General features: G+C 70.9%; 19 protein-coding genes. 7 read left to right on the top strand and 12 right to left on the bottom strand.

What is annotated here, in order from left to right; genetic code table 11:
• Positions 1-67 precede the first annotated feature (67 nt).
• Entirely contained in the window at positions 68-793 is a 726-nt protein-coding gene (locus OG556_RS38735) for a dienelactone hydrolase family protein (RefSeq protein WP_331745030.1), read from the top strand.
• Positions 794-833: 40 nt separating this feature from the next.
• On the opposite strand, the gene OG556_RS38730 is transcribed toward OG556_RS38735, so the two are convergent.
• Both OG556_RS38730 and OG556_RS38725 read right to left on the bottom strand, forming a co-directional pair.
• Entirely contained in the window at positions 834-1,316 is a 483-nt protein-coding gene (locus tag OG556_RS38730; RefSeq protein ID WP_331745028.1) for a hypothetical protein, read from the bottom strand.
• A gap of 209 nt (positions 1,317-1,525) precedes the next feature.
• The gene (locus tag OG556_RS38725) at positions 1,526-2,137 is read right to left on the bottom strand and encodes a cysteine hydrolase (protein WP_331745025.1); all 612 of its coding nucleotides are present in this window, start codon (positions 2,135-2,137) and stop codon (positions 1,526-1,528) included.
• A 184-nt stretch (positions 2,138-2,321) separates the two neighbouring features.
• Here OG556_RS38725 and OG556_RS38720 point away from each other — a divergent pair, with 184 nt between their 5' ends.
• On the top strand, positions 2,322-3,257 hold the full coding sequence (locus OG556_RS38720) for a LysR family transcriptional regulator (protein ID WP_331745022.1): 936 nt from the start codon (positions 2,322-2,324) through the stop codon (positions 3,255-3,257).
• A gap of 240 nt (positions 3,258-3,497) precedes the next feature.
• Here OG556_RS38720 and OG556_RS38715 read toward each other — a convergent pair whose 3' ends face one another.
• Complete coding sequence (locus tag OG556_RS38715; RefSeq protein ID WP_331745020.1) at positions 3,498-3,926, bottom strand: hypothetical protein; 429 nt, start codon at positions 3,924-3,926, stop codon at positions 3,498-3,500.
• Positions 3,927-4,451: 525 nt separating this feature from the next.
• On the opposite strand from OG556_RS38715, the gene OG556_RS38710 reads away from it, so the two are divergent.
• Positions 4,452-4,871 carry a VOC family protein gene (locus tag OG556_RS38710; protein ID WP_331745018.1) on the top strand — a complete coding sequence of 140 codons (420 nt, stop codon included), beginning with the start codon at positions 4,452-4,454 and terminating at the stop codon, positions 4,869-4,871.
• 64 nt (positions 4,872-4,935) lie between these two features.
• Here the strand turns inward: OG556_RS38710 and OG556_RS38705 are convergent, their stop codons facing one another.
• Positions 4,936-5,856, bottom strand: coding sequence for a LysR family transcriptional regulator (locus OG556_RS38705; protein WP_331745016.1), 921 nt, complete (start codon positions 5,854-5,856; stop codon positions 4,936-4,938).
• A 130-nt stretch (positions 5,857-5,986) separates the two neighbouring features.
• On the opposite strand from OG556_RS38705, the gene OG556_RS38700 reads away from it, so the two are divergent.
• Positions 5,987-7,588, top strand: coding sequence for a bifunctional 3-(3-hydroxy-phenyl)propionate/3-hydroxycinnamic acid hydroxylase (locus OG556_RS38700; protein ID WP_331745014.1), 1,602 nt, complete (start codon positions 5,987-5,989; stop codon positions 7,586-7,588).
• A 39-nt stretch (positions 7,589-7,627) separates the two neighbouring features.
• Here the strand turns inward: OG556_RS38700 and OG556_RS38695 are convergent, their stop codons facing one another.
• The 5 genes from OG556_RS38695 to OG556_RS38675 all read right to left on the bottom strand — a co-directional run bounded on the left by OG556_RS38695 (position 7,628) and on the right by OG556_RS38675 (position 11,090).
• On the bottom strand, positions 7,628-8,512 hold the full coding sequence (locus OG556_RS38695) for an IS5 family transposase (protein WP_331745013.1): 885 nt from the start codon (positions 8,510-8,512) through the stop codon (positions 7,628-7,630).
• Between the two features lie 94 nt (positions 8,513-8,606).
• A complete protein-coding gene (locus OG556_RS38690) occupies positions 8,607-9,161 on the bottom strand; it encodes a hypothetical protein (RefSeq protein ID WP_331745484.1) in 555 nt (184 codons plus the stop codon).
• A gap of 173 nt (positions 9,162-9,334) precedes the next feature.
• Entirely contained in the window at positions 9,335-10,288 is a 954-nt protein-coding gene (locus OG556_RS38685) for an ankyrin repeat domain-containing protein (protein ID WP_331745010.1), read from the bottom strand.
• Between the two features lie 191 nt (positions 10,289-10,479).
• Positions 10,480-10,851, bottom strand: a complete 372-nt coding sequence (locus tag OG556_RS38680; RefSeq protein WP_331745008.1) for a fic family toxin-antitoxin system, toxin component — start codon at positions 10,849-10,851, stop codon at positions 10,480-10,482.
• Positions 10,848-11,090, bottom strand: coding sequence for a toxin-antitoxin system HicB family antitoxin (locus OG556_RS38675; protein ID WP_063352545.1), 243 nt, complete (start codon positions 11,088-11,090; stop codon positions 10,848-10,850). Before OG556_RS38675 ends, OG556_RS38680 begins: the two co-directional genes overlap by 4 nt.
• Before the next feature lie 978 nt (positions 11,091-12,068).
• Between OG556_RS38675 and OG556_RS38670 the strand changes: the two genes are divergently transcribed.
• Genes OG556_RS38670 through OG556_RS38660 form a run of 3 tightly spaced genes read left to right on the top strand, consistent with a single transcriptional unit; the run spans position 12,069 to position 15,174 of the window.
• Positions 12,069-13,172, top strand: coding sequence for a bifunctional DNA primase/polymerase (locus tag OG556_RS38670; RefSeq protein ID WP_331745005.1), 1,104 nt, complete (start codon positions 12,069-12,071; stop codon positions 13,170-13,172).
• Complete coding sequence (locus tag OG556_RS38665) at positions 13,169-14,773, top strand: phage/plasmid primase, P4 family (protein ID WP_331745002.1); 1,605 nt, start codon at positions 13,169-13,171, stop codon at positions 14,771-14,773. The genes OG556_RS38670 and OG556_RS38665 overlap by 4 nt, the downstream gene beginning before the upstream one ends.
• Entirely contained in the window at positions 14,770-15,174 is a 405-nt protein-coding gene (locus tag OG556_RS38660) for a DUF6009 family protein (protein WP_063352543.1), read from the top strand. The genes OG556_RS38665 and OG556_RS38660 overlap by 4 nt, the downstream gene beginning before the upstream one ends.
• Positions 15,175-15,240: 66 nt before the next feature.
• Here the strand turns inward: OG556_RS38660 and OG556_RS38655 are convergent, their stop codons facing one another.
• From OG556_RS38655 to OG556_RS38645, 3 genes are all read right to left on the bottom strand, one after another.
• Positions 15,241-15,804, bottom strand: coding sequence for a hypothetical protein (locus tag OG556_RS38655; protein WP_331744998.1), 564 nt, complete (start codon positions 15,802-15,804; stop codon positions 15,241-15,243).
• Positions 15,805-16,045: 241 nt separating this feature from the next.
• A complete protein-coding gene (locus OG556_RS38650) occupies positions 16,046-16,312 on the bottom strand; it encodes a hypothetical protein (protein WP_331744995.1) in 267 nt (88 codons plus the stop codon).
• A 139-nt stretch (positions 16,313-16,451) separates the two neighbouring features.
• Complete coding sequence (locus OG556_RS38645; protein WP_371523133.1) at positions 16,452-17,291, bottom strand: hypothetical protein; 840 nt, start codon at positions 17,289-17,291, stop codon at positions 16,452-16,454.
• Between the last annotated feature and the right edge of the window lie 1,685 nt (positions 17,292-18,976).

The following is an 18,976-nucleotide window of genomic DNA, read 5'->3' as shown; positions in this document are numbered from 1 at the left end:
CCGCGCCGTTCTGCCGCCGGCTAAAAACCGGCCCGGCCGGGCTCGACGGTCACTACAGTCCGGTCCCATGACGACGGTTACCACGCGCACGGTCGAGTACCCGGCCGACGGCCTCACGATGATCGGGCACCTCGCGCTCCCGGCCGGCACCGGCCGCCGACCCGCGGTCCTGGTCGGACCCGAGGGGCCGGGGCTGAACGACTTCCAGCGCCGCCGGGCCGACGCCCTCGCCGAACTCGGCTACGTGGCAATGGCCTTCGACATCAACGGCGGGCGCTGGTTCACCGACCCGCAGGAGATGCTGGCGCGCATCACTCCCCTGCTCGCCGACCCCGACCGGATGCGGGACATCGGCCACGCGGCGCTCGACGTGCTGCGCGCCGAACCGCGGACCGACCCCGACCGGATCGCCGCCATCGGCTACGGCACCGGCGGCGCGATCGCGCTGGAACTCGGGCGCGACGGCGTCGACCTGCGCGCGATCGGAACGGTCAACGCCCTGACCACGGGACGGCCGGGCGAGGCCGCACGCATCCGCTGCCCGGTGTGGGCCGGGGTCGGATCGGAGGACCCGATCATGCCGCCCGCGCAACGGGACGCGTTCGCCGCCGAGATGCAGGCCGCGGGCGTCGACTGGCGCCTCATGGTCTACGGCGGCGCCCTGCACGCCTTCCACCACCCGACGGTCGGCCACGCCGTGCTCCCCGGCGTCGGCCACCACCCCCTGCACGCTCAGCGCGCCTGGCGCGACATCGTCGGCCTGCTCACCGAGTGCCTGCCCGTAGCGGAGTGACCCGGTCTACGGACCCGACCTGCCCGGCGAGTCAGGCGAGTCAGGCGTTGGGTTCTGCGATCTGACGCACCATGTGATCGCCCTCGAACCAGCGGCTCAACAGCTGGTGGACCGGGTCCGCGCTCCCCGCCTGGTCTCCACGGCCCCAGCCCCAGCCGGCTCCCTGGGCGGGCGGCGTGCCGCCGGTCATCGCGGCCAAGCGGATCAGCGCCGTCTCGGTGGCGCTCGCCTCCTCCTTCCCGAGGGCCCACATGAACACCTGCGGATCCGCGGCGGCCGCCAGGACCGGGGAAAGCCCGCAGCCGGCCGAATACCACAAGGTGTTTCCACGGCGCCGCGCGTCCCGGAACTGCTCGGTCCACGTCCTCTCGTTCCTCGTTCGCCTGGCCACGTTGCCCGACTTGCCGATGTACAGCACCGGATGACCGGCTGACCCCGCGTCCACCCAGGCGTAGATGCCCGACCCGGTCACCTCTGCCGGGCTCTCCGGCCCGATCGCCGCACGTATCGTGCCGATGTCCATGTACCCCTCCCAGGTCTCACGAAGGACGCCGACTGTACTGATCGGCCCCGGCGCACTGACAGCCGGGGCCGACCGACACCCCCTGGCCGACCTGCCCCGGCCGCGCCGGACACCTCGGCGGGCCCCGCTGTTGCCGGCACCCACGACCGTGACCCGCACGAACTCGACTCGACCCGACTCGACCGACTCGACCGGTGCAGCGGTTCGAGTCAGCCGGCCCGGAGCAGGGTGCGCAGCTCGGCGGTGTCGATGATGTGCGCCCGCGAGGGGAGGACCTTCTGGAGCAGGACGTCGTGGACTTCGGTGTCCGGGTCGGCGACGCCGTCGGACAGGACGTAGAGGTGGTAGTCGCGGTCGGCCACGTCGAGGACGGTGGACAGGACGACGCCGCTGGTACTGATACCGGAGACGACCAGCGTGGTGATGCCGCGCTCGCGCAGCTGCTGGTCGAGGTCGGTGGTGGACATGCCGCCGTAGCGGGTCTTGCGCACGGCGAGGTCGCCGTCCCGGGGGGCCAGGCGCTCGTGGACGGCCGTGGCAGGGTCCTCGTGGTGCATGACGCGGTGTCGGGCCAGCGGGGCGAAGGACTTGTTGGTGGCCGGGATCGCGTCCCAGTCGGCCTCGGTGAAGCCGACGCGTGCGTAGGCGATGGTGCCGCCGCTGGTGCGGACGTCGGCGATCGCCGCTTCCACGCGGTCGAGGAGGGCTTCCCGGCCCCCGCCCTCGGGCAGAACGGCCAGGATCGCGGGCTGGCAGTCCAGGACGAGCAGAGCGGTGTGCGCCGGGTCAAGCGCGGGGGCAGGTGCAGGGGCAGTACTCACGCGAGTGTTCTCCTTGCTTGGCGGCGCCCGGTCGGCGTGGGGACACGATTCGGCGGGCCGACGACACACCCCTTCGCACAACCGATCAGCGATCGGAAGCATCAAAGCGCGCCTCATCCTCGGGGATCAAACAACCAGAGGACCGCCAAGCCACAACCATAAGTTGTACCTATAGAGTGCCGTCATGGACCTCGACACCGTTCGGACCTTCGTCGCAGCCGCCGACGCTGGGCAGTTCCAGGAGGCCGCCGCCGAGCTGGCCGTCACCCAGCAGGCCGTCTCCAAGCGCATCGCCGCGCTGGAGCGCAACCTCGGCGTGCGGCTGTTCACCCGCACCGCACGCGGGGCCGAGCTCACCATCGACGGGCAGGCCTTCCTGCCCCACGCACGCGAGCTGCTGCGCGCCGCCGAGCGCGCGGTCGAGTCCGTGCGACCCGGCAGCCGTCCGCTGCGCGTCGACGTGATCAACCTTCGCGGCTCGGCGTCGGGCCTGATGCGCGGCTTCCACCGTGCGCACCCCGAGATCGATCTCGACGTGATGATGCTGTTCGAGATCGAGACGGCCGTCAACGCCATCCGCTCCGGTGCGATCGACGCGTCCTTCCGCGCCGTCGTCGCGCCCGGCCGGCCCCTTCCCGAGGACATCGAGTCCGTCCGGGTGGTCGACGAACCGCTCCAGCTCCTCACCGGTCCCGCCCACGCACTGGTGGGCGCCCGGTCGGTGACCGTCGCCCAGCTCGCCGGGCACCGGATCTGGATGCCCGGCATCGTCCCCGGTACCGAGTGGGGCGCCTACTACGACGACCTCGTCGCCGAGTTCGGCCTCACCATCGAGGCGACCGGCCCCAACTTCGGCTCCGACGCGCTCCTCGACACCATCGCCGACACCCCGGCCCTGGCCACCTTCATGGGCGAGCACACCCGCCTCGTCTGGCCCGCCGACCACGGCCTGCGCCGCATCCCGGTGACCGACCCGACGCCCGTCTACCCCCACTCACTCCTCTGGCACCGCGACAACCCCCACCCGGCACTCGCCACCCTCCGCGCCCACCTCGCCGCCACCACGACCGGCCACGACGCCCCCGGCACCTGGACACCGGACTGGGTCCTTCCACGCTGAACGCCACCGCGCCGGCGATCACCGTGACCGGATCGACGGGCGGCGGCTCTGGTCCCGGCCCGGTGCCCTGGGAAAGGTCTGCTCACCCCACCAGAGGTCGAACTCCAGCAGACCCAGGCGGCGGCCGCAAACCACGAATCCAGCGCCGAAGTTGGTCCCCACGTGCAACGTCGGGCGGTGCAGTGGCCGCTCGGGAGCGGGCACCGCACCGCCCGACGGCGGGGGGCCGTGGGCCGTGGGTCAGCGCACGGTCACGGTGAACACGGGGGAGGCGACGTCTCCGCTGACGATGCGCAGCTCGTTCAGGCCCTTGATGCCGAGCTTCACACCGAGCGAGTAGGAGCCGTTGTGGTTGGTGGGGACGGAGGCCGGCAGGGTGACCCACTTGCCGTGCTGCTTCTGCTGCAGGGTCACCTTGGTACCCGCCTTGAGGCCGGTGGTGGTGCCGTTGACCCGGAACAGCTGCCAGGCCTGGACGGAGGTGACGGACGGCGTGGCGGTGATGCCGGCGTGCGCGGCGGCCTGCTGCGCCGCGGCCTGCTGCGTGGTGGAGGTGGGGTAGGCGGCCGGGGCGGCCGCCATGGCGGCGGTGCCCGCCAGCCCGAGGGAGAGCACGGCGACGGTGGTCACGGCGGCCAGGCGCAGGGAGTTCCGCTTGGAGACGATCACGGGTGCCCCTTTCAAGGGGAGGTGATTGCTCGGCCCGAAGAGCACGGTCGGCGCGATTCGGGCTCTGTCATCTGTAGGGACGTCGCGCTCCACGCTTCGGTTGTGAGCGGATCGTCACTGCCTTGTAACAGTCGGCGACGCCCCGGAGTTCCCAACCCCCAAGCACGCGAGCGGAATTGGCACTTCCTGTTCTACGGACGCGACAGTCGGACCCGACGGTCTCCCTCGACGGCAGGCGAGGGCACAGCACCTCCGGACCCGGTGCGTTCGGGGCCTGTGGATACGTCGGCCGCCGGAGTCAACCGCAGGGCCCACTCCCCCAATCCCGCCCCTACGAGTCCGAACGGCAGCAGCTCCGACGGCGTGTCGGGCATGAGTTCGGGGCCGGCCACCAACGCGGCCTGCCGGGTCGGCGCCACCACCGCGTCGTCGATGCCCGGGTCCGTGGCGAAAGCGCCGGCGCCGTCTCCTGTCCGGCCGCAATTCGGTAGCGGACCGAGCGGTGCTTCCGGCAGGCTCGCGTGCATGGTCTCGGTGTTGCAGAACGTGGCGATCGACTGTGCGGATGCCTACGGGCTGGCTCGGTTCTGGAGTGAGGTGCTCGGTCATCCGCTGCACCCGGAGGACGGCCCGGGTGATCCGGAGACTGCGGTGATGCTGCCGGAGGGCCAGATGCTGTACTTCCACCAGGTGCCGGAACCGAAGACGATCAAGAACAGGGTCCACCTGTGCCTGCGTCCGGAGACCACCCGCGAGGCGGAGGTCGAGCGGCTGCTGAACCTCGGGGCCACCCTCGTCGACGACCGCCGGGAACCCGATGGTGCCGGCTGGGCCGTCCTCGCGGACCCTGAGGGCAATGAATTCTGTGTTCTCCGCAGCGCGGCCGACCGCGCGGCGATGTCCTCCTGCGACTCCACCACGCAACGGCCCGCTGCTCCGCAGTAGCTGGTCACAGCCGTTCGTTGACGGCCGGGACGACGCGGTGGTCCCGGCCGTTCTCACCTCCGGTTCAGCGCAGCGTGGCGGCGAGCGGTCGGACGGCTTCCAGCACGTGGCGGCGGAGCCACCGGGACGCGGGATCGTCGTCGAGTCGGCGGTGCCAGCGCAGTTCGATGTCGGCCGCGGGCATTTCCAGCGGCACCTTGTGCCACCGGAGGGGCACCTGTCGCTCGACGAGGTGCTCCGCCACCACCCGGGGGCCGAGGCAGATGACGTCTCCCTCCAGCGCCATCAGGGCTGCCACGGCGAAGGACGGCACCACGGCGACGACGCGGCGGGAGCGGCCCAGGCGGTGCAGGGCCTCGTCCAGCGGCCCGTGCGCGAGGCCTCGGCGGGAGGCGGAGATGTGCGGGTGGGCGCACAGGTCGTCCACCGTCAGCCGTGCGGCCTTGCCCAGATCGGAGTGTGCCGCCACCACGGCGACGAAGTGGTCGGAGAACAGCGTTCGCGCGCGCACGTCCGGAGGGGGCGGGTCGGCGACGCCGATGTCGAGGTCGAGCGAGCCGTCGCGTAGCCGATCGGGTTCCTTGGAGTCCTGGGCGACGAACCGCAGGCGGACCTCGGGTGCCTCGGCGGCGATCCGGTGGGTGAGGCGGGGTGCGAGGACGGGGCTGAGTCCGTCGTTGACCCGGATGGCGAAGGTGCGCCGCCACGATCGCGGGTCGCTTCCCGCGGCATCCACCCGGAGTTCGGCCGCGGCCTCCAGCAACGCCTTGACCCTGGCGGCCGACCGCTGGGCGAACGGGGTGGGTACGAGGCCCCGGCCGGCGCGCACCAGGATCTGGTCGTTCATCGCCCGTCGCAGCCGGCCCAGGGCCCTGCTGGTGGCCGGAATGGACAGGTGAAGGCGCGTCGCGGCCGCGGACACGCTGCCGGTGTCCATCAACGCGTCGAACACGCGCAAGAGGTTGAGGTCCAACTGGTCGGCCACGGACGCCCCCTTCGTTTGCGTCTGACGCAAACTCCCTGTGCAAATCATGCATTAGACATCGTGTCAGGAGCGTTCGAGACTGGCGTCGTGGCCACCACACCCTCCGTCCCACCCCCGAGGAGCTGCAGCCATGACGAACGACAGGCACCCTGAGAACCGGACGCCGTCCCCTACCGAAGTCCCCGCATTCACCGAAGCCCCCGAAACCGTCGAAATCGCCGTAGTCGGCTGCGGGCCGGTCGGCATGACGCTCGCGGCCCTGCTGGGCAAGGCCGGGCATTCGGTCGTGGCGCTCGAACACTACCCCGGCCTGTACGGCCTCCCGCGGGCCGCCAGCTTCGACGGCGAGATCATGCGCGCGTTCCAAGGGCTCGGACTCGTCGACGAACTGGCGCCCGCCCTGCGGACGCAGGACGCGTACGAGTGGCGCAACGGAGCGGGCGACCTCCTCATCCGACAGGTGTTCCGCAACGTCGGCGCCAGCGGTTGGGCGGACCTCTACAAGTTCCACCAGCCCGACCTGGAGACGGCGTTGCACTCGTTGTGCACCTCGCTGCCGAACGTCGACCTCCGTTTCGGCACGACGGTCACCGGCCTGTCCCAGGACCGTGACCAGGTCACCCTGAACACGTCGGACGGTGCGACTCTCGCGGCGCGCTACGTGATCGGCTGCGACGGCGGGAACAGCTTCGTGCGGAACGCCCTCGTCGTCGAGCAGGACGACCTCGGCTTCTCCGAACCCTGGCTGGTCTGCGACTTCACCCTCCGCCGCCCCGCGGCCGACCTGGGACTGCCGTCGATGCTGCAGATCGGCGATCCCGAGGGACCGACCACCGTCATCACCACCGGTGACGAACGCCAGCGGTTCTGCTTCCTGCTCGACGATGACGACGACTTCGGGCGGGAGCGTGCGGCGGACGCCGTGTGGTCCCGCGTGGGTCGCTACCTGTCCCGCGACGACGCCGACATCGCCCGTACCGCCACCTACACCTTCCAGTCGCTGGTCGCGAGGCGCTGGCGGGACGGCCGGGTCCTGCTCGCGGGCGACGCCGCACACCAGATGCCGCCGTTCCTGGGGCAAGGGCTCTGCTCGGGGGTACGGGACGCACTCAACATCGCCTTCAAGCTGGATCTCGTGCTGCGCGGAGTCCGGGGCGCCGAGGTGCTCGACACCTACCAGAGCGAGCGGGAGCCGCACGTTCGCGGCGTGACGGCCACGAGCATGGAACTCGGCCGCCAGCACACCCTGCGGGACCCGGTGCTCGCCCGCGAGCGCGACCGCACGCTGATGGCCCACCGACGCGCGCTCCGGGAGCCGGACCGGATCCGGCTGCCCGACCTCGGCCCCGGCCTGTTCGCCTCCGGCGGAGGCCGACTGTCCGTCCAGGGCTGGGTGAGCGACGGCCGACGGACGGGCCTGCTCGACGACATCGTCGGCGGAGGCTTCCGGCTGCTGGTCGCCGAACAGGCCCTCCCCCGACTGAACCGGGCCCAGCTCAGCGACCTGGGCGTCACGGTCGTCGGCTTCGGCCCCACCGCCACAGGCGCCGCCGGAGCCGCTACAGGATCCGGAACCGTTGTCGCCGACCCGGACGGCACCCACCGTCGCTGGCTGTCCGACCTCGGCGCCACCGCTGCCGCCGTGCGCCCCGACAACTACGTCTACGCGGCCGGGCCGGACGCGGACGCGGTGGCGAACCAGCTACTGGCCCTCCTCACCCCCGGCACCTGAGCCCGGAACCGACTCAGAAAGTGTTGGGTAATCGGGTGATCACTCGTTCTTGAGGTCGTCGGCGAGGCGGCGGGCTGCTTCGGTCTCGATGGGGCCGCGTGGTTCGACCTCCTCGCCGGCGAGGCGGGCGGCCATGAGCCGGATCATGGCGACCTTGATCATCGCTTCGGCGTGCGCGGTCTTGCGCTCGTAGTCCCGTGCCAACCGTCTGCACCGTCCCAGCCAGGAGAATGTCCGCTCGACCACCCACCTGCGGGGCAGCACCTGGAAGCCTTTCACATCAGCATTGCGCGGCACCGCGACGATCTCCAGGTTCTCGCGTTCCGCCGCCCAGCCGACCAGGCCCGCATCGACGATGTTGACGTAGCCGCCGTCGACCCAGACGAGCCCGACCTGCGGGAACAGCTCCCGGATGCCGGAAAGGACGAGCTTCGCGCCCGCCCGGTCCTGCACCGAGGCCGAGTGCACCACCGCCCGCAGGACCAGCCCGCAGGTGTCCACGAGCAGGTGCCGCTTGCGGCCCCGCACGCGCTTTCCCGCGTCGTAGCCGATCGCCTCGCCGCCCTGGTGGCTGCGGGCCGACTGCGAGTCCAGCACCGCCGCCGAGGGCTGCGGATCCCGCCCGTCCGCCACCCGGACCCGCTCGCGCAGCGTCTCGTGGACCCGGCTCCACGTGCCGTCGGCCGTCCAGGCGCGGAACCACCGGTAGGCCACGTCCCACGGCGCCAGATCGTGCGGCACCAGGCGCCACGCACATCCGCTGACCAGCACGTACAACACGGTGTCCACGACCAGCCTGCGCGGGAACTTCAACGGCCGCCCTCCCCGACGCGGATCCCGCTCGGGCAGCAGAGGCTCGATCACCAGCCACTGGGCATCCGTCAACGACGAGTCGTAGGAAGGCTTGCACGCGCAGACACACATGGCGGTGATCGTCGCGGATGCCCCGCCCGCGACGATCACCGCCAGCGCATCACGCCACGAAGTTGATCAATTACCCAACACTTTCTCAGCCGACTCAGCCGACCCCCAACGCCGTGCTCCGCGCCCGGAACCGCGCCCACGCCCACGAACCCGCGCCCACCAGCAGAGCCGCCCCCAGCGCGTACACCGGCAGCCAACGCGTCGTCGTCGCCGCCAGGCAGACGTCGACGGCCTGGCGGCTCTGCTCCCGCTGCACGTACGCCAACGCGTCACCGGCATTCCCGGCCAGGTCCCCCAGCGTGGCCTGCGTCCGCAGGACCTCGTAGCGGCCGGCCTCGACGCACCCGCTCCGCGTCCCCGGCATGGGTAACAGCCAGTCCCAGCGCTGAAGTGCCGGAGCCAGCGCCAGCGCCACGCACAGCCCCACGACCAGCGAGTACGCCACCAGGCTCCGCCCGTAGGCGGCCCGCCGACCCGGCGCCGGCAGCGGCGTACGGCCGAAGGACAGGACCACCGCGAGCAGCGTCACCCCGAGATAGGTGGAGAACCACTGCCATGACCCCTGCGCGAGCGAGAACGCCAGCACCACGCCGAGCGCCGTCCCCAGCACACCGGCATCACCGGCCGTCCGTCCCGCGCCCGCGCCCATCGACACGGGGCCGCGGTCACCTCCAGGGCTGTGCCCACTCACAGGCTCTCCTCGTCCGCCAACGGGGCACCAGCCTCCCGCCGGCACCCGGCACCACGGCTTGTCACCACACCGCTGGGCCCTCGGACGCCACCCGCCCGGCCCAGCCCGGGCCTACGGACGGGTCAGTGCCCTCACGGCTCCCAGTAGTCGACGTCGGGCAGCCGTATCCAGCTGTCGACGGGGCCGGTGACGGCGCGGGCATCGGTGGGGCGCAAGCCCGCGAAGGCACAGGCCTGGGCGACGGCGTGGTGGTGGTAGAGGTAGCCGGTCAGGACCTCGTCCGGGGTGTGGTTCGGGAGGGGGCCACCACCGGGGTGGAGGTCCCAGGCTTCGACGGTGCCGTCGCGGACGATGCTGCCCTGGTTGCCGCTCTTGGGGTTGGCGTACAGGCCGTAGCCGACCGTGCCGGCGGTCAGCCGGGCCATCACGCCCGAGGTGGACGGCGTGTAGCCCCAGGGCTGGGTGACGATGCATCCGCCGGGAACGGTCGTGACACCGGCGATGAGCAGGCCCTCGTCCATGTCGTACTCGTTCGGGTCGTCGAGGAAGTCCTCCATGAACTCCTCGTCCAACGGAGTGGCGTCCAGTCGGCGGACCGCTTCGGCGGCGTCGATGGCGGCGATGCAGGCGAGGCCGGTGCCCTCGTAGGGGAAACGGCCCAGGGCCTGGACGAGTTGCCGTCCGTGCCGGACGGTGGCCTGTTCGGTCGCTGTCAGACCGGCTTGTCCGTCCGGCACGGGGAACAGGTCGAGGACCGGCCCGGCCAGGGCGATGCGGCCGGGAGACCAGCCGCCGAGCTGGGGCCGCCACGGGTCGGCGCCTGCGGCTGCGAGGGCCCGGGCGTTGTCCGGCCGGTTCTGCATGACGGCCTCCCACAGGGCCGTCGTCCCGTTCTCCAGCGCGTCGACGTCCGACACCCGGCGCGTCAGTTCGGCCACCACCTCGGGCGAGCCGAACCCCGCGGCCTGGTGCAGGGGGCGGAGACCCCCGCCCCACAGGTCCGGATCGGCTCCTGCGTCGAGCCGCGCGCGGATGTCGTCGTGGTCCCGCCAGCTGTTCCAGGTCACACCGTCCCAGCCCGTCATCGCGGCCCCCCGTTCGTTCGTCGTCAGCGCGGCTCTCCGTGAGCGCCACCCGTCCACACACGATTGCATACCGGTCTGACAGTCGCTGTCCGGTGCCTTCGGTAGCTGCTGGGGCCGCGCCCTCGGTGAACACCACTCGTCACCGCACAGCGCCGCGGGGGCTCCCCCGACCGGCCGGTCGTCGACCGGGGTCAGCGGTACCAGGTGCGGACGGCGGCCGCCGTCTCCCGGACGTCCGAGTCCCCGGCGCGGATGCGGGCGGCCAGGTCGGCGGCCTGCTTGGGCTCCGCGGTGACGATGACCCCGGAGGCGCTGAGGTAGGAGGCGGCCACGACAGCGGCGAAGTGCTCGTTGGCGAACTCCAGGGCCGGGACGCGGATCAGCTGGTGCATGAGGGCCGCGGCCCGCTGGTGCACCTCGCCGTACACCGGCATGTCCATGACCTCGTCGAGGTGGCGGGCGACCGCGGCGGCGAGGGTGCCGTAGTCGGTGACGTCCGGATCGGCGGGCAGGAACTGGTGGGCGATGTCAAGCAGCCACGCCCGGTCTATCTGGAGGATCACGCGGCGTCCGCCGCGGCGCCGCGGGTGCTCTGCGGGTAAGGCCCGAACTCGGCCTCGAACGCCGGCGCCCAGGTCGGCGCGAAGTGCGCCGCAGCTGTCAGGAACCGTTCGCGCCGCTCGTCGGCCTCTTCGGCCAGCACCTTGCGGGCATAGTCCGTCAGGCTGAGCCCGGCGGCCTCCGCCCGCTGCTCCAGCGCTTCGTGCACGGCGTCGTCCAGTCGCACGTTCAGCTGCTTCATACCGGCGAATCGTAGTTCGCCGTACAGCTCGCTACAAGCCAGAAGACGGCGTGTCGGGCAAGACGGACCATCCCCGCGGACTCCGGCACGGCCTGAGCTACGAACTCGGCCGCCGGCCGGCGGAGCGTCGGCCCGTTGCTTGCTCGACCAAGTCGGAGTCTCAGTCGCTTGGGTCGCTTCAGTAGCTGCCCTGCCGAGGCATGTCCTGAGTCGCTGGGGGCCTCCGCCGGCTCAGACCTCCAGCGACCGAACCGGATCCGGTGCCACGAACAGGCCCTACGTACCGGGACAACAGGGCAACAGCACTGTCCTCGGAGGGCAGGGGCGACCGAAGCGACTCAGCGACTGAGTGCTGGAAGTGTTCAGGCACTGAGCGCTCCTGCGGACATAGTCCCAGGTCACAGCATCGAAGCGGCTCTCCAGGCCCTGCGGCGGAGCTACTGAAGCGACCCAAGCGACCCAAGTCGGGGACTTCCACGAGAACCTGGTCCGGCGACACGCCGGGGAAGAGTGCCCGAGAGACTCAGTCGCTTTCAGTCGCTGAGGTTCAGTCGCTGGGAAGAATCCCAGGTCAGGGCAGGTTCACCCACCCCGTCAGCGACCGAAGCGACTCAAGGTCAGGTATATGAAGACATTCCCCTGTGCGTGTGCGCGTTATAGACCCGGGCTACAGTCGCTTCAGTCGCTGTTTGCTGTTAAAACTGGCTTTGACCTGCGAAAATGCCGGAAGACCGAAACCAGCGACTGAACGGGGTCGGTCGCTGGCCCGGTTTTCGGTAGCTGAGTTTCGCCGCAGACTCCGGCAGTTCGCGTCCCCACGTCCTCGCTCGGATAGTCTGTGTGAGCTATCTTCTGGACTTCGGTCGCTTCAGTCGCTGATCCGGCGCCCACCAGTGCCCTGACCTGGCTATTTGCCCTCAGCGACTGAACGAGCGACTCAAGTCCGAGCAGCTACCAACCATGGGGAGAGGGACCAGCGTGACGGCGCCTAAGGCCGTGGGGAGCGACCGAGCGTTTCGCCAGCCGGATGCGCTGGCCGTTGCGCGCTGGTGCGCCGTCCAGGGTTGGCCCGTCCACCCGCTCGCACCAGGTCGCAAGACCCCGCCCGCCAACTGCCAGCCCTGCCAGGAGCCGGCCCACAGTCCCGCCGACTGCCCGTGCCCTGCGGCCGGTCGCTGGTGCCACGGCTTCCACGCGGCCACTCTCGACCAGGACGTCCTCACCGCTTGGTGGCGCGTCAATCCGGACTTCGGTACTGGGGTCGCCTGTGGCCCTGCGGGTCTCGTCGTCATCGATGTCGACAGCCACCCCAGCACCGTCCCTGCGCGGGACCGGATCCTCCCCGGGATCCCGATCCACGAGAACGTCAACCTCGACGGGCTGGAGAACGGGTACCACACCCTCGCTCTGCTCGCGGCCCTGCGCCAAGCTCCTGATCCTGCGACGGACACGGAAACCCTGCGCGTGCGCACCCCCTCCGGTGGCCTGCACATCTGGTACCAGGAGGACGCTCCCCGCAGGTTCGCCTGCTCCACGGGCTCCTCCAACGGTCGGGCCCTGGCCTGGCAGGTCGACGTGCGCGCCCACGGCGGCTACATCGTCGCCCCCGGCACCGTGACCACCGCCGGTACCTACACCGCGCTCCCCGGGGCGAGGACCCCCGCGCCCCTGCCCCAGTGGCTCAGCGACGAACTCGTCCGCACCGGCCACCTCAAGGACCAGCCCAGCACCCCGAGTCCCTCCCAGCCGTCCGTCCCCGACCGCGGCCGTGCGGCCGTCGTCGCGGCAGGCGGCGGCAAGCGCGGGGCCGAGCGAGTCCTCGACACCGTCCTCCAGGACGTCACCGACTGTGCCACCACCCCCGAGGGCGCCGGTTTCACCGGCAAACTCAACCGCGCCGCCTACACGATGGGAGGCCTGGTCTCCGCCGGTCACCTGACCCACACCGCCGCCGAGCGGCTCCTGCTGGACGCGGCCCACACCGCCCGCCCCAGCCAGGACAGGCAAAGCTCCGCCGTCATCCGCTCCGGCCTCGCCGCCGGCGCCCGACAGCCCCTGCACGTCGGGAAGGCACGCGGATGAACGACAGCACCCGCAAGAGGACGGTCTTCGATCCCGTGGCCACGGCCCAGCAGATCCTGGAGTACCCGCCGGTCCCCGGCCCAGCCTCCCCACCCCCCTGGCACGGCACCCCCGTCCAGGAAAGCCTTCTCGACACCCCGTCCGCCGAACCCGCACCGGCCCCCGAGCCTGTTCAGGAGACCAAGCAGGCCCCGGCGGGTCCGGAGGCGAGCGCGCACGGTCTCCTGCCCGACTCGCTGTCCGACCGGGGCAACGCCAAGCTCTTCGTCCACCTCTACGGAGGCGACTACCGCCACGTCCCCGGCCTCGGCTGGTACCGCTGGTCGGCGCACCGCTGGCAGCTCGACGAGGACGACACCGTCTTGTGGGCCGCCGGCGAGATGGCCGAGAGCATCGCCACCCACGACTCCCGCGGCGTCTACACCAACACCGATCTGCGTCGGCACCGCCGCCGGGCCCTCTCCACCTCGGGCATGAACGCCATGCTCGCCCAGGCGAAGTCCGCCCCGGGCATGGTCCTCAACGCCGCCCTCCTGGACGCCGACGCCTACGCCCTGTGCACCCCCGGCGGCGTGGTCGACCTGCGCACAGGCGCCATCGTCCCGCCCGACCCGAAGGTCCACCACCACTCCCGCTCCACCACCCTGGCCCCCGCCCGGATGCGGACCCCGCGCTGGGACCGCTTCCTCACCGACACCTTCGGCGACGACAAGGAAGGCCGGCAGACCCGCGACTTCCTGCACCTGCTGCTCGGCTACTCGATCAGCGGCGACGTCGGTGCCCAGGTCATGCCGTTCCTCTACGGCCAGGGCAAGAACGGCAAGAGCGTCCTGCTTGACGTCATGATCCAGCTGCTCGGCGACTACGCGGACGCCGCTCCGCCCGGCTTCCTGATGGCCAAGACCTTCGACGGGCACCCCACCGACCTCGCCGAACTCCACGGCCGACGCATCATCGTCTGCTCCGAGCTCAAGCCCGGCGACCGCTTCGACGAGGCCCGGGTGAAGCTCCTCACCGGCGGCGACAAGATCAAGGCCCGCCGGATGCGCCAGGACTTCTTCTCCTTCGAACCGACCCACAAGCTCTGGCTGCTCGGCAACCACCGCCCCGAGGTCGGCACCGGCGGCTTCGCCTTCTGGCGCCGCATGCGCCTGATCCCGTTCGAACGGGTCGTCCCCGAGGAACGTAAGATCGACAACCTGGCCCACGTCCTCGTCGCCGAGGAGGGCCCCGGTATCCTCGCCTGGCTCATCGACGGCGCCCGTCGCTACTTCGCCGGCGAGAAGGACCTCGCCGGTCCCCAGCGCGTCCAGGTCGCCACCACCGCCTACGCCGAGACCGAGGACCACGTGGGCCGCTTCCTCAAGGAGGCCTGCATCACAGGCGAGGGCATGCGCGCCGAACAGTCCCAGCTCTTCGGCGCGTACACCCGCTGGTGCGGATTCGAAGGCGCCAATCCCGTATCCGGTCGTGCGTTCGCTGCACGAGTTCGCGAGACACTGGGTATGACCTCCCCCAAGGAGATGGTCCTGTCCAACAGTCGCAAGTACTACCCGGGCATCGGCCTGATCACCGACGACACAGAGGAGCAGAACGCGTGAGCGCGCTGATCGACCCGGCCGAGCTCGCCCACGAAACCGATCTCGTCTGGCTTGAGGACACCACCGACCTCGACTACGTGCGCCAGTCCCTGGACCGCCTCACCACCCGCCGCGGCCGCCCCGCCTACCACCGCGACGGCCGCATGGTCGGCTACGCCATCCTCGGCCCCGACGCCAGGTCCTCCCGGGCCTCCGGCACCTTCCGTCGACGCGTCTTCTGGCTCCTGCCGCACGACCGCGACCAGGACCCAGAGGGCCTCTACTCCACCGGCGCCCCCTCCGAGGCCGTCGACCCGCGCACCGTCGCCCCCGGCGTCAAGGGGTACAAGACCGAGCGCTCCGAGGGCGGACCGGCCTCGCCGGCGATGCTCGAACTGGGGATAACGCTTCCGAAGGCGTGACCGTATCGGCGTGGGTGCACTCGCACCCACGCCGTTCTGCTCAGACGACTGCTTTTCGTCCGGCGGTTACGGCTCGGCGTCCGGGCGGCGCTTCTCCTCGAAGAGGGCCGGCTGCCCCGCCAGGAGGCTGTCCAGGAACCGGCCGTGCTGCGGGGGCGTGCGGTCCGGGTGTTCCATGGCCGGGGTGAGAGCCTGTGGAATCTCGGCCTGCGGAACCTCGGTCTTCGGAACCTCGGTCCGCAGGTCTTCCGCCCGCGGCTTCTCGGCTTGCGGCGTTTGGATCCGTAGGGTTTCGCTCTGGAGGACTCGGGCTCGGAGCACTTGGGTCTGCGGGACCTCGACCTGGCGGACCCGCCCGGCGCCCAGGACGCCGAGCGCCTCGGCGAGGCAGGTCATCGCCTGACCAGTCTCGGCCTCCCTCTCCCCCGGCCTCTCCCCCGCGCCGGTCTCGTTCTCCACCTGGGCGCGGCCGCGCGGCGACGTATGTGCCTTCGTGGCTCTCGCTGCCTTCGTACCGCCCCGGCCTGCCATCGCCGCCCCCGTGCGCGACGCGGCGGACTCCTTCCGAAGCCGGTCGACCTCCGTCTCCAGTGCCGCCAGGCGCATCCGCAGGTCGTCGAGCTCGCTCATGCTCCCCCTCGTTCAGGACCGTCCCCGGCCTCCCACGGCCGTTGACGTGCCGCTTCAGCCTAACCGGGCGCTCCCGGGCCGTCGCCCCCGGCTACGGACTTGGCCACGGGCATGCCAGTTCGTTCGACGAGCACGCGTTCGCCAAAGGCGACGGCACGTAGTTCGGACGCTGCCGCGCTGCCGTTACTTCACCTCCTGGGTATCGGGAGCGGCCGCTGAAACCGCGCGGCCGTTGCGGGCCTCACCGGGTTGCGGCTCCGGGCAGTCCGCAGAGGTCGAGCAACTCGTGGAGGTGGTCAGCTGTCAGGTTCGGGTTGGCTGCGGCTCCTTCCGCGTGCTCCGGGTCGTTCAGCAGAGCCGAGAGCAGGTCGAGAAGAAGACGCGGATTGGCTGCCGCGGCTTGACGGACGAGGGGTTCGGGATCGGAGAGCAGGCGGACAGGCGGCTGGGCCTGGCCGACGTCGGAGGCGGCCAGGGCACGGACATCCGGGTCGTCGTGGTCGAGCAAGTGGCCCAGGCCGGTGCGGGGCAGGCGGGGCAGCGTGAGCAGGTAGGGCCGCTGGCGCGGTGCGGCGATGAAGGCGTCGAGAACAAGTGCGGGCGGTGCCAGCGGGTGGTCGAGGATTCGCAGACGCGGCGCGAGCCTCCTACCAGCTCGTCCCCGGCTCGACGAACATCTTGCCGACGGCGCCGACGTTCTCGACGGTGTGCCCGTAGACCCGGTCGATGGCGGCGCGCCGCGGCCAGGTCCGCGGCAACGGGTGCAGCAGGCCCCGGGCCCGTACGGCGCTGTCCGGGTCTTGGGCCAGTTCTGCCAGAAGCTGCGGGTCCAGATCAGCTCGGGCAGCCACCTGCTCGCGCACGTCCGGATCGGGGTCGTGGGCGAGGCGGGCGACGATGTCGCCGGGCGTGTGGGGGTCGCGGGCAAGAGACCACAGCTCGCGCCGTTCGGCGGGACACTGCTCGGCCACGGCGTGGGAGACGGCGTAGTTGATGAGCAGAAGGTTCCGAGCATGGCAGCCGTGCTCCGGCAGCTCCGCTTCCATCGCTGCCGGGTCCAGGATCCGGCTGTGGTCACGGGCGGCCTCCGAAACGGTGGGATCCGGGTCGGCCAGGAGCGCGTCGCGCTGGCCGGGAGCCAGCCACAACCACAGGCTGGCGGCCTGGGCCCGAAGCACGGGGTTCGGGTGGTCGAGCCTCCCACGGTGGAACGAGGTGCGGATCTGCCCGGAGAACGCCAGCTCCTGCCGGATCTCGTCCGCGCTGAGCAACTGGTCCCGGCGGTGTTCGTCGCGGGTGGTCAGCAGGATTTCCAGGACATCGTCGGGCAGCGGCTCGGCCCTGTCCAGACGCGGGCGCGGACCTGCGGCAAGGCCTGCGCGGATGAAGGCATCGTGGTCGTCGACCAGCCGGCCGCGCTGTTCGGGAGAGGCGTGCCGGTTGCGGGCGAATGCGCGGCGGACCGTCTGCTCGGGGTGTGCGAGCACTGCCTCGACGACCTCGGGGGAAAGAGCGCGTTCCTGACAGAGGGCCGTCCAGGCGGCGCGGCCCGGTTGGCCGCGACGCCTCGCAGCCACGGTTCCGCGAGAAGGGATGAGGACATCGGGACATCGTGGCAGTGGGTACGGCACCGGGTCGATGGGTTCGCCGAACCTGATGGCCCACCGAATCGAAGCCGCCGACCTTGGTCGACCAGTTGCTGTCTCCTGAATTTTCTGCGGAAAATTCGGGGGACAGCAAGCGGGTGGGGCCGACGCGTCATCTGGATCGGGCTGCCGCTCCCCCGCTGGCTCAGCTATCCCCCCTGAATTTTCTGCAGAAAATTCTGCGCCTTCGGACTGCGTGCTGCGGAAGCGGCGGCCCGCTGGCGGACCTTCGGTCGTGCTGCGGCCGCAGTGGATCAGGTCGACTGACACGGCCTGGGGCGGTCGTTCCCGACGTCGGGGGCGAGGCCGGGGCTCGCGGTGAGCCGGGTTCTCTGCGACTCCCCCGCGCTCGTCCCCCGGTTCGGGCCGTGCTGTGCCGTCGCTTGCTACTCGCGCTGGCGGCCAGTCAGCTGAGCAATCGGCGGGCCGTCCCGGTGTCCTTTCTGGGGGCCGTCGAATTTTCTGCGGAAAATTTCGCGGCGTGGTTCAGCACTTCGGCTGTCTGGTCCACGGCGGTCTGAAGGGATCGGCACCCGGCCGGCTGGCCAACGATCCTGCGGGCGGTCCCGGTCACACCGCGCTGGTGCTGGCTCCGGCTGAGGGTTCCAGCATCCGCGTGCGGTTGTGGTGGGGCTCAGCTGTGTGTGGGGGAGCTGTTGGTTTGGCGGGGAGGGAGCGGGATTCTGTCCCGGCCTGGAGGTGGCTGAGCGATTTTCCGCAGAAAATTCTCCATGCCCTGGGCAGCCACGGGGCAGCAGCTTCTGCCGTTTCTTGCGCTGGCGGGGGATGGTCGGCAGGGCAGCTGTGTGCGCTGGCTGGCATCGGACTCATGGATTCGCGCGCTCTGCCGCTGGCGCAGCATGGCGGACACACGCCGTTGGGGGTAGGTCCGGACGGCGTGTGACGTCATCTCGGGGAGCCGGTCAATCCCCCCGAGACGTCCCAGTGCCCCCTTTGAGAGCCCCGAATTTTCTGCGGAAAATTTCGCGACCCGGTTCGAGAACCTGGCTGTCTGGCCCCGGCGATCCGAAGAGAGCGGCACCCGGCCAGCTGGCGAACGACCCTGGGGCGGTCCCGGTCACACCGTGCTGCTGCCTTTCCCGGTGGAGATTCTCAGCATCGGCGTGCGATTGTGGCGGGGCTGAGCTGTCGGAGCTGTCGGTCCGGCGGGGGAGGAAGCGGGATTCTGTCCCGACCTGGACGGGCGCGGTTGAGGATGGATGGGTGTCATCCTGGCAACGCCTGCCGTCGTCGCCTGCCAGAACCAGTGCGGTGGACACTTCTATACGCGGTATGGGTCGGCGGGCAATCGCCGCGAAGCGAGCTCGGCGCGGACGATTTTCCGCAGAAAATTCTCCACGCGTAGGGCAGCTGCGGGGCAGCAGCTTCGGCCGCTTTTTGCCCCGGCGGGGGATGGTCGGCAGGGCAGCTGTGTGCGCTGGCTGGCATCGGGCTCATGAATTCGCGCGCGCTCTGCCGCTGGCGCAGCATGCTGGGCGCACGCTGTTGGAGTGGGTCCAGACGGT

Source organism: Kitasatospora sp. NBC_01300 (genome assembly GCF_041435235.1).
Lineage (GTDB): Bacteria > Actinomycetota > Actinomycetes > Streptomycetales > Streptomycetaceae > Kitasatospora.
The sequence above is the reverse complement of the archived record's forward strand: the minus strand, read 5'-3'. Positions and strand labels throughout refer to the sequence as shown.